This window comes from Bradyrhizobium sp. (genome assembly GCF_049581145.1).
GTDB lineage: Bacteria > Pseudomonadota > Alphaproteobacteria > Rhizobiales > Xanthobacteraceae > Bradyrhizobium.
In genome coordinates, this window is sequence record NZ_JBAURI010001188.1 from 1 (window position 1) to 10107 (window position 10107).

Annotated in this window: 9 protein-coding genes; 7 read left to right on the plus strand and 2 right to left on the minus strand. The window is 63.6% G+C overall.

Annotation, left to right across the window (positions count from 1 at the left end):
- From WCB02_RS37745 to WCB02_RS37775, 7 genes are all read left to right on the plus strand, one after another.
- Positions 1 to 138 (plus strand): TOBE domain-containing protein (locus WCB02_RS37745; protein WP_423967095.1); only part of this gene is annotated, 138 nt, incomplete at its 5' end.
- Between the two features lie 57 nt (positions 139 to 195).
- A complete protein-coding gene (locus WCB02_RS37750) occupies positions 196 to 1521 on the plus strand; it encodes an ABC transporter substrate-binding protein (protein ID WP_423967077.1) in 1326 nt (441 codons plus the stop codon).
- A 136-nt stretch (positions 1522 to 1657) separates the two neighbouring features.
- The gene (locus tag WCB02_RS37755) at positions 1658 to 2617 is read left to right on the plus strand and encodes a carbohydrate ABC transporter permease (protein WP_423967079.1); all 960 of its coding nucleotides are present in this window, start codon (positions 1658 to 1660) and stop codon (positions 2615 to 2617) included.
- The gene (locus tag WCB02_RS37760; RefSeq protein ID WP_423967081.1) at positions 2610 to 3518 is read left to right on the plus strand and encodes a carbohydrate ABC transporter permease; all 909 of its coding nucleotides are present in this window, start codon (positions 2610 to 2612) and stop codon (positions 3516 to 3518) included. Before WCB02_RS37755 ends, WCB02_RS37760 begins: the two co-directional genes overlap by 8 nt.
- Positions 3519 to 3631: 113 nt before the next feature.
- Positions 3632 to 4618, plus strand: a complete 987-nt coding sequence (gene denD, locus WCB02_RS37765; protein WP_423967084.1) for a D-erythronate dehydrogenase — start codon at positions 3632 to 3634, stop codon at positions 4616 to 4618.
- Between the two features lie 24 nt (positions 4619 to 4642).
- Positions 4643 to 5812: an acetyl-CoA acetyltransferase gene (locus WCB02_RS37770; RefSeq protein WP_423967087.1), complete on the plus strand. Its 1170-nt coding sequence runs from the start codon at positions 4643 to 4645 to the stop codon at positions 5810 to 5812.
- 132 nt (positions 5813 to 5944) lie between these two features.
- Positions 5945 to 6154: a hypothetical protein gene (locus WCB02_RS37775; RefSeq protein WP_423967089.1), complete on the plus strand. Its 210-nt coding sequence runs from the start codon at positions 5945 to 5947 to the stop codon at positions 6152 to 6154.
- A 248-nt stretch (positions 6155 to 6402) separates the two neighbouring features.
- Here the strand turns inward: WCB02_RS37775 and WCB02_RS37780 are convergent, their stop codons facing one another.
- Together WCB02_RS37780 and WCB02_RS37785 are read right to left on the minus strand one after the other, a co-directional pair.
- Complete coding sequence (locus WCB02_RS37780) at positions 6403 to 9573, minus strand: TonB-dependent receptor domain-containing protein (protein ID WP_423967091.1); 3171 nt, start codon at positions 9571 to 9573, stop codon at positions 6403 to 6405.
- A gap of 244 nt (positions 9574 to 9817) precedes the next feature.
- Positions 9818 to 10107 (minus strand): energy transducer TonB family protein (locus WCB02_RS37785; protein ID WP_423967093.1); only part of this gene is annotated, 290 nt, incomplete at its 5' end.

Genomic DNA, 10107 nt, shown 5'->3' on the forward strand with positions numbered 1-10107 from the left:
TTCGCCAAGCTCGGCGGCGAGCAGGTCGTCGCCGTGTTCCGCGAACGACATCAGTTCAATCCGGGCGACAGGGTCCGGCTGAAGCCGGACCCGTCTCTGGTCCATCTGTTCGACGAGACGACCGGTAAGCGACTTTGAATTATTGAAAGAAGCAATTGGCCGATGAACGGCCGGCAAAAAGGGAGAAGAGTTGAGATGATTGATTTCACGATCGACCGCCGTTCGGTGCTCAAGGGCGGCGCTACATTACTGGCGGCGGCCGCAACCATGTCGGCCGACGAACTGCTGGGCTATGCCAAGGCCTGGGCGCAGACCGCGCAGTGGAAACCCGAGGCGGGCGCCAAGGTCAATCTGCTGCGCTGGAAGCGCTTCGTCGAGGCCGAGGACGTCGCTTTCATGAAGATCGTCGACGCCTTCCAGAAAGCCAACAACGTCACCATCAACGTCTCGAACGAATCCTACGACGACATCCAGCCCAAGGCGTCGGTCGCCGCCAATACCGGGCAGGGCCTCGACATGGTGTGGGGCCTCTATTCGCTGCCGTTCCTGTTTCCGAGCAAGTGCACCGACATGAGCGACGTTGCCGACTATCTCGGCAAGAAGTGCGGCGGCTGGGCGCCGTCGGGCGAAGCCTATGGCAAGCTGGACGGCAAATGGATCGGCGTTCCCGTGGCCGCCACCGGTGGTCTCGTGAACTACCGGATGTCGGCGGCCGAGAAGGCTGGCCACAAGGAGTTTCCGAAGGATCTCGCCGGCTTCGCTGACCTGATCAAGGGCATGAACAAGAACGGTACACCGGCCGGCATGGCGCTCGGACACGCCTCCGGCGATGCCAACGGCTGGCTGCATTGGGCGTTGTGGGCGCATGGCGGCAATCTCATCGACAAGGATAACAAGGTCGTCATCAACTCGCCGGAGACCGCCAAGGCGCTGGACTACGTCAAGGGACTCTACGACAATTTCGTGCCGGGCACCGCGTCGTGGAACGACAGTTCGAACAACAAGGCGTTCCTGGCCGGTCAGCTCTATCTGACGGTCAACGGCATTTCGATCTATGTCACGGCCAGGACCGACAATCCGCAGATGGCCGCCGACATCAATCACGCGCATCTGCCGCCGGGATTGGATGGCAAGACCCGTGAATTGCATCTCGGTTTTCCGATCCTGGTCTACAGCTTCACCAAGTTTCCGCAGACCTGCAAGGCGTTCACCGCCTTCATGATGGAACCGGCGCAGTTCGATCCCTGGGTCACCGCCGCACAGGGCTATCTGTCGCCGTTCCTGCTCGGCTACAAGAACAACCCGATCTGGACCTCCGATCCCAAGAACACGCCGTATCGCGACGTGGCCGAGACGGCGCAGACGCCGGCCGGCATCGGCAAGATGGGCGAGGATGCGGCCGCGGCGATTGCCGATTTCGTGGTGGTCGACATGTTCGCCAATTACTGCACCGGCCGCGAAGACGTGAAAACGGCGATGGCCTCGGCGGAGCGCTCCGCCAAGCGCATCTTCCGGGCCTAGACTGCAGGCGCGGATCGCCGCGCCTGCCTCGAGATCGGGACGACGCCTGGCGTACCGCAAGCCGTCAACCGGGCGTCGTCCCCGCAGTTCGCAGACAAAAGGCAACAGAAGACAAGAGGGTGGAGTTGGGAGCGGAATGAGTACGATTCAGACATCGATGCCTGTCGCCACAGCCGTCGCTGACACGCCGTCGCCGTGGTTGCGGCTGCGCACCAACCGCAACTGGGTGGCGCTCTGGTTCATGCTGCCCGCCGCGGCGTTCCTGATCCTGTTCCTGGCCTATCCGCTCGGCCTCGGCGTCTGGATGAGCTTTACCGACGAGCGGATCGGCCGCACCGGCATCTTCGTCGGCCTGGAGAATTACGAGTGGCTGTGGGACGATTCGATCTTCTGGCTCGCGGTGTTCAACACGCTGCTCTATACGATCATCGCCAGCGCCATCAAGTTCGCGGTCGGCCTCTATCTCGCGCTGCTGTTGAACCGGCACATGCCGTTCAAGGCCATCATCCGCTCGGTCGTGCTGATTCCCTTCATCGTGCCGACCGTGCTGTCGGCGATCGCGTTCTGGTGGATCTACGACGCGCAGTTCTCCATCATCTCATGGTCGCTGATCAAGCTCGGCCTGATCAGCCACAACATCGACTTCCTCGGCGACGCCAATATGGCGCGCGGCAGCGTGATCTTCGCCAATGTCTGGCGCGGCGTGCCGTTCGTCGCGATCACGCTTTTGGCGGGGTTGCAGACGGTGTCACCCTCGCTGTACGAGGCCGCGACGCTCGACGGCGCCACCAGCTGGCAGCGCTTCCGCTTCATCACCTATCCGCTGCTGACGCCGATCATCGCCGTCGTGATGACCTTCTCGGTGCTGTTCACCTTCACCGACTTCCAGCTGATCTGGGCGCTGACGCGCGGCGGTCCGGTCAACGCCACGCATCTGATGGCGACCTTGAGCTACCAGCGCGGCATCATCTCGGGCCGGCTCGGGGAGGGCGCCGCGATTGCCACTGCGATGATCCCGTTCCTGGTGGCCGCGATCGCGATTTCCTGGTTCGGCATGCAGCGCCGGAAATGGCAGCAAGGAGCCGCCAATGACTGATTCCGCCCTGCAGACCAAGATCCCGGCTGCGACCGCGAGCGACGACAGCGAGGGCATGAGCTATCTGGAGTCGCTGCCGCGACGCCTCGTGACGCTGTATCTGCCGCTGTTCATCATCCTGGTCGTGCTCCTGTTCCCGTTCTACTGGATGGCGCTGACCTCGATCAAGCCGGACGAGCAGCTGATCGACATGGACAAGTTCAACCCGTTCTGGGTGGTCCATCCGACCTTCAAGCACATCAGCAAGCTGCTGTTCGAGACGCAATATCCGCGCTGGCTCTGGAACACGATGTATGTGGCGGTGGGCGCTACTACGCTGTCGATCATCGCCAGCGTACTGGCGGCCTACGCCATCGTCCGCCTGCGGTTTCGGGGCGCGGACACCGTCGGCATCCTGATCTTCTTTGCCTATCTGGTGCCGCCGTCGATCCTGTTCATTCCGCTCGCCTCCGTGATCCAGGCCTACGGCCTGTTCGATTCGCCGCTGTCGCTCATCCTGGTCTATCCGACCCTGCTGATCCCGTTCTCGACCTGGCTGTTGATGGGATATTTCAAGACCATTCCCTATGAGCTCGAGGAATGCGCGCTGATCGATGGCGCCTCGCGCTGGCAGATCCTGGTCAAGATCGTGGTGCCGCTGGCGATTCCCGGGCTGATCTCGGCCTTCATCTTCTCCTTCACGCTGTGCTGGAACGAGTTCATCTACGCGCTCACCTTCCTGCAATCGACGCCGAACAAGACCGTGCCGGTTGCGATCGTCAACGAGTTCGTCGATGGCGATATCTACAAATGGGGGTCGCTGATGGCCGGCGCGTTGGTCGGCTCGCTGCCGCTCGTGATCCTTTACGCCTTCTTCGTCGAGCATTATGTGTCGGCGATGACCGGAGCCGTGAAGGAATAGTGCAGGATTTGAACGGGGCTGCCCCGCTGCACAGCGGGTGAATGCCGCTTTTCCGATCAGATGATGCGCCATCAAAAGCGCGAGCTCGCGTAAAGACAACAAGGAGTCGACTCTTGCACGTATTGGTTCTGGGCGCGGCCGGCATGGTCGGCCGTAAATTGGTTGAGCGGCTTCTGAAGGACGGCCGGCTCGGCACCGGCGAGATCAGCCGGTTGACGCTGCACGACGTGGTGGCGCCGGCGAGCCCTGAGAAGGCCGGCTTCCCGGTCGAGATCGTGGCCGGCGATTTCGCGGTCGCAGGCGCCGCGGACAGGCTGATCGCGGGCCGCCCGGACGTGATCTTTCATCTCGCCGCGATCGTGTCGGGCGAGGCGGAGCTCGATTTCGACAAGGGCTACCGCATCAATCTCGATGGCACCCGGATGCTGCTCGATGCCATTCGCACAGCGGGCGGCGGCTACAAGCCGCGGCTCGTCTTCACCTCCTCGATCGCGGTGTTCGGCGCGCCGTTCCCCGACGCGATCGGCGACGAGTTCTTCCACACCCCGCTGCTCAGCTATGGCACCCAGAAGGCGATCGACGAACTGCTGTTGGCCGACTATTCCCGCCGCGGCTTCCTCGATGGCATCGGCATCCGGCTGCCGACGATCTGCATCCGGCCCGGATTGCCCAACAAGGCGGCGTCCGGCTTCTTCTCCAATATCCTGCGCGAGCCGCTGGCCGGCAAGGAGGTGATCCTGCCGGTCTCGGAGGAGGTCCGGCACTGGCATGCCACGCCGCGCTCGGCGGTCGGCTTCCTGCTGCATGCGGGAACCATGGACCTCGCCGCCTGCGGCGCCCGCCGCAACCTGACCATGCCCGGGCTGTCCGCAACCGTGGGCGAGCAGATCGCCGCGCTGAAGCGGGTTGCGGGCGACCAGGTCGCAGCGAGGATCAAGCGCGAGCCGGATCCGTTCATCATGGGCATCGTCGCCGGCTGGCCGCGCAATTTCGAGGCCAAACGGGCGCGCCAGCTCGGCTTCACCACGGCGGAAAGCACGTTCGACGACATCATCCGGATTCACATCGAGGACGAATTGGGTGGTAAGTTCGTTGACTAACGCGTTACCTGCAGGAGACCAGCCATGACAACCAGCATCGTCGGATGGGCGCACACGCCGTTCGGCAAGTTCGATACCGAGACCGTGGAAAGCCTCGTGGTCCGCGTCGCCAACGAGGCGCTGGCGGATGCCGGCATTGCCGCCTCCGACGTCGACGAAATCGTGCTCGGGCATTTCAACGCCGGTTTCTCGCCGCAGGATTTCACCGCCTCGCTGGTGCTGCAGGCCGATCCGGCGCTGCGCTTCAAGCCGGCGACCCGGGTTGAGAATGCCTGTGCCACCGGTTCGGCGGCGGTGCATCAGGGCATCCGGGCGATCGCCTGCGGCGCGGCCAAGATCGTTTTGGTGGTCGGCGTCGAGCAGATGACGCGGACGCCGTCGGCCGAGATCGGCCGCAACCTGTTGAAGGCGTCCTATCTGCCCGAGGACGGCGACACGGTCGGCGGCTTTGCCGGCGTGTTCGGCAAGATCGCGCAAGGATATTTCCAGAAATATGGCGACCAGTCCGATGCGCTGGCAATGATCGCGGCCAAGAACCACAAGAACGGCGTCGCCAATCCCTTCGCGCAGCTGCGCAAGGATTTCGGCTACGAGTTCTGCCGCTCCGAGAGCGAGAAGAACCCCTATGTCGCGGGACCCCTGAAGCGCACCGACTGTTCGCTGGTGTCGGACGGCGCGGCCGCGCTGGTCTTGACCGATGCCGAGACCGCCAAGACAATGGGCAAGGCGGTCAATATCCGCGCCACCGCGCACGCGCAGGATTTCCTGCCGATGTCCAAGCGCGACATCCTGCAGTTCGAGGGCTGCACGGTGGCCTGGCAGCGCGCGCTGCAACAGGCCGGCGTGACGCTGTCCGATCTCTCCTTTGTCGAAACCCATGACTGCTTCACGGTCGCCGAGCTGATCGAATATGAAGCGATGGGGCTGACGCCGAAGGGGCAGGGCGCACGCGCGATCAAGGAAGGCTGGACGCAGAAGGACGGCAAGCTGCCGGTCAATCCCTCCGGCGGCCTCAAGGCCAAGGGCCATCCGATCGGCGCGACCGGCGTCTCCATGCACGTGATGACGGCGATGCAACTGCTGGGTCAGGCGCCGGAAGGCATGCAGCTCGCCGGTCCCAAGCTCGGCGGCATCTTCAACATGGGTGGCGCCGCCGTCGCGAACTACGTCTCCGTGCTGGAGCCCGCGAAGTAAAAGTGTGATAGGTTTGTAGGGTGGACCAAGGCGCCCTTGCGCCGCGTCCACCATGGTCTGGATCGCGGGCGATTTATTTGGTGGGCACGCTTCGCTTTGCCCACCCCACCGCAATTTCTTTGAGGATGCACCATGAGCAATGAAAGCTCGCTGTCACTGTCGGAACTCAACGATCGGATCGCGATCCTGCGCGACAATCTCAGGCAGCTGGTCGAACAGGGCGCCGCCGCTTCGGGCGAACAGAGCGAAGAGCGGATCGCTGAGCGCATCAGCGAGCAGAACGACGAGCTCGACAAGCTGATGAAAGAGCGCGACGCCCGGATGAAGAAGGCTGCGGAGTAGCCGGCGGCGCAGGGGTGGGCCAAGGCGCCGTGTCCACCGTCGACCGGCGTCGTTGATCGAGATTGGTCGGCACGCTTGCGTCTTCGCTCCGCCCAGGCTTTGCCCACCTACGAACTTTGACTCAGGCGCAACGCCAAATCCCGTCATTGCGAGCACAAGCGAAACATCCATCGTTCCGCAAAGAAGGGATGATTGGGCTGGGCTCTAGCGAACCCATGCCTACTCCCAACCCGCTCCTCGGCCGGCGTTCAAAGGCCGGCAGTGATCTTGTAGTTCACGCCGAACCGCACGATGTTTTCCGTCTCGCGGGCCGTGCTCGTCATGGTGCTGGAATTGCCGCCATTGGCGAAATTGTAGCCGTACGAGATGAAGTTGTTGATGCTGCCGAGGTCGACATAGAGGTATTCGGCCTTGGCGCTCCACTGCGGCGCGAACGCCCATTCGACACCGGCGCCCGCGGTCCAGCCGAACGAGGTGTTCGAGGTGGTGGGTGGGGGAATCGGCGCGGGGGAACATTGCGGGCAGATATAATTGCTGCCGAGCTTGGTCTCGCCATAGGCCAGGCCGGCGGTCGCATAGACCAGCAAGGGGCTGGTCGGCGTGACGCCGACGCGGCCGCGGAAGGTGCCAAGCCAGTCGAGATCGCGCGTGAACGTTGTGGTCTGCGGCGCAAATCCCGGGATCGTCACCGGACCTATGGTCGTGCTCTTCTTGGTCAGCCCTGCGTCGAAGTCGGTTTCGATACCGGCCACCCACATCGGGTTGAGACGCCAATTGTAGCCGGTCGTGCCGCCGAGCAGGGCGCCACTCGTGCCCAGTCCGACCGAGGTCGGGATCGCGCCGGTTGCCAACGCTGTGCCGAGGCCGCCCGTTCCGTCATCCGTGCCCGAATTGCTGATCGAATTATGTGTCGAGCCGAGCCAGCCGGCATTGCCTCCGGCATAGGCTCCGGTCCAGCGGTCGACCGCCGCTGCGACCGGCGCCTTGACCGGCAGGCTCGCCATGTTGAAGGACCCCTGGGCCTGGGGATCGCTGGGGTCGAATTTGACCTTGATGCCGCCATAGATCGCAAGCGGCATTCCCGGCAGGAAGGTGCGCGGGTCGTTCAGCGTCGCGAGGTTGACGGTCGGATTGCCGTTGCCGGTCAAGCCTGCGACGCTGGCGAAGGTGCCGGCGGAATAATAATGCTGGTTGAACAGATTCTGCACCAGTCCGAACAGCTCGATGTTCCTGGTGAGCTGGTAGGAGGTGTGCATGTTGACGACCCAATAGGCCGGCACCATCGGGTTCTGGTTGGCATCGTCGTGGATCAGATACTGGCTGCCGACGACATTGAGGTCGGCGCCGAGCTTCCAGGCGTCCGTGATCTGGTATTCGGCGCCGGCCTTGAAGCGGTTGGCCGGAATCGCCGGGATATGGTCGCCCGGCGCCACGCTGATGGTGCCGGTGGCCGGATCGGCGAACGGGTTGTTCGGCGACTGCAGGGTCAGGTAGCTCTGATAGGTGGCATCGACATAGGTGTAGTTGGCGTAGACGGTCCAGCGATCCTGCTGGTAGTTGATCTTCGCCTCGATGCCCTGGCGCAAGGTCTCGCCGGCGTTCTGGAAGTAGCCGAACATCGGCACCGCGGTGCTGGCGATGTTGATGATGTCGTCGGTGTTCTCAGTCCGGAACACGCCGAGGCTCCAGCTCAGCTGTCCGGCCTTGCTGTCGGCTGCGACTGTACCTTTTTCCTTGGTCACCAGCGGTGCCGCGCCGCCGAACGTAGCGCTGCCGCGCAACCCGGCCTCATAGGTGTGCGACACCACCTGCTTGAGCGGCGGATCGGCGATCAGGAAATTGTCGATCTGGCACGGCGTGGTCGGACTGGCGCAGCCGAGCTCGAGTGGCGTTGGCGCGCGGTTGGCTTCCGAATAGCCTGCATAGGCCGTCAGGTTCGGCGTGACCTTGTAGGTCATGCCGATCACCGGATTGAACCGGGTGTACTGGTCGTTGCCGTCGAGCAAGGGGTTCAGCCCGGACTCGTCCTGCAGCTGGATCTGCGCGAGATTGTAGCGCCCGCCCGCCGTGACCGAGAGCTGCGATGTCACGTCGAATGTGTCGGTCGCATAGATGCCGAGATAGGTGTTGGTCGCCAGAAGATTGGGCGGCTGGATATCGTCGGCGGGCTGGTCGATGAAGACCCCGGTTCCCTGCACGAACAGGTTCTGGTCGACGGTGCCGAGCTCCGAGCTGCCGGTGAAGTGGGTGTGGCCGTGATCGACGCTGACGCCCGCGACGAGATGATTGTCGTGATCGAACAGCTGCGTCGTGCTGGTGCCCTGCAGCGTGCCGCCATAGCTGTTGGTCGCAGTCTGGTTGCGGTCGATCTCGCCCAGGAAGGCGTTCGGTGAGATCGTATTGGTCACCGGACCGCTCGCATTGATCGGGGTCATGCCGTCGCCGATACAGAGCAGGGTCGGGTCATTGCAGGGCTGCGCGTCGGTGCCGTTGCCGTCGTTGTGGGACTGCCAGAACCCGCGATAATAGGCGTTGGCCGCGAGCGAAAACGAATCGGTCGGCTTCCAGGTGGCGCTGGCCTGCAGGAAGGCGAGCTGCAGATGGGTGTCCTGCGGCCAGGTGTAGACGGAGGTCCAGCGCTGATTGAGCAGCTGCAGCGGGGTCGCCGCCACCGCGCCCAGATGATTGTCCGCCCCCGTGAAGGAGACGTGAAACTCGGTGTCATCACCTTTCGCGCCGAGATCGACATACATCCGGCGCAGCTGCGAGGATGACGAGAAGTCGCGCCAGCCTGAATCGTTGGTGGCATCCGCCGCGACATAGGCGGAATAATTGCCATTCTGGTACCCGGCCTGCGCGGCCGAGGTGACGCGGCCATAGGAGCCGCCCATAAGCTCCGCCTCGGTGCCGTGATAGTTGAACCCGTTCTTCATGTCGATCGACAGCGCGCCGCCGATGGCGTTGAGCCCGAACACCGGATTGTTCGGCATCATGGTCATGCGGGCGATCGCCATTTCCGGAATGAAATCCCAGTTGACGATATCGCCGAACGCCTCGTTGATGCGGGTGCCGTTCTGGTAGACCGCGATGCTCTGCGGTGTCCCCGGCACCGGCGAGGCCGTGAAGCCTCGGTAATCGAGATTGCGCTGAAACTGGTTGCCGGACTGATCGCTCAGATAGGCGCCGGGCACCGACCGGAAGATCGAATCGAGCAGGTCCGGCGACTTCGCGTGATCGAGGTCCGCAGCCGTGATCGATTGGACGTTCGACGGCACCTTGTCGCTGTCGATCTCGCTTCCCGCCACCGGAGAGACGCCCACGACCTCGACGGTGGGCAAGGCTTCCTGCGCCGAAGCGACCCCAGGCAGCACGGCGCATGTCAACAGCAACGCGCGCTTCAGCGCTCCGAGCTTGGTCAAGTTAGCCCCCACTGACTTCGACCTTTGCCGTTCGTGGCAGCCCATGCCCCTGGGACTCGAACGGCAACAACACGGTCGACCGACACTGCTTCACATTGTAACAGTGCTAGTGTGGTGACGCGCTCGTCGCAACCGGGATTTATCCTGCGTCACCAGGGACATTTTCCCGGTGGTGGAAAGCAGGCCAATTACAGCGGTTTGCGGCCACTCCGATCGCAGCAGCAATCCGAGCGGCGCGCGGCTCTCACTGCGGATGCAGGTGCAGCGGAACCGTCAGCGCGATCTGGGCCTGGGTCATGCCGGCGGGAAAATGCGGGAAGGGCTGGGCGCGCTCGATCACCGACATCGCGGCGCTGTCTAGCGCCGCCGAGCCCGAGCTGCCGGCAAGCCTGCGGGAGACCAGCCGTCCGTTGCGATCGACGGTGAAGCCGATCCGCACCGTGCCGCTGTCCCTGCTGCCATTGGCGGCGTAGGTCGCGGCGTGCCGGATCCGCGCCAGCACGTCGCTTTCCCAGGAGGCGCGGCCCTCGCGGG

Coding starts and splice junctions, on each gene's coding strand:
- WCB02_RS37770 (WP_423967087.1), top strand. CDS start 4,643: ATGACAACCAGCATCGTCGGATGGGCGCACACGCCGTTCGGCAAGTTC.
- WCB02_RS37750 (WP_423967077.1), top strand. CDS start 196: ATGATTGATTTCACGATCGACCGCCGTTCGGTGCTCAAGGGCGGCGCT.
- WCB02_RS37775 (WP_423967089.1), top strand. CDS start 5,945: ATGAGCAATGAAAGCTCGCTGTCACTGTCGGAACTCAACGATCGGATC.
- WCB02_RS37755 (WP_423967079.1), top strand. CDS start 1,658: ATGAGTACGATTCAGACATCGATGCCTGTCGCCACAGCCGTCGCTGAC.
- WCB02_RS37760 (WP_423967081.1), top strand. CDS start 2,610: ATGACTGATTCCGCCCTGCAGACCAAGATCCCGGCTGCGACCGCGAGC.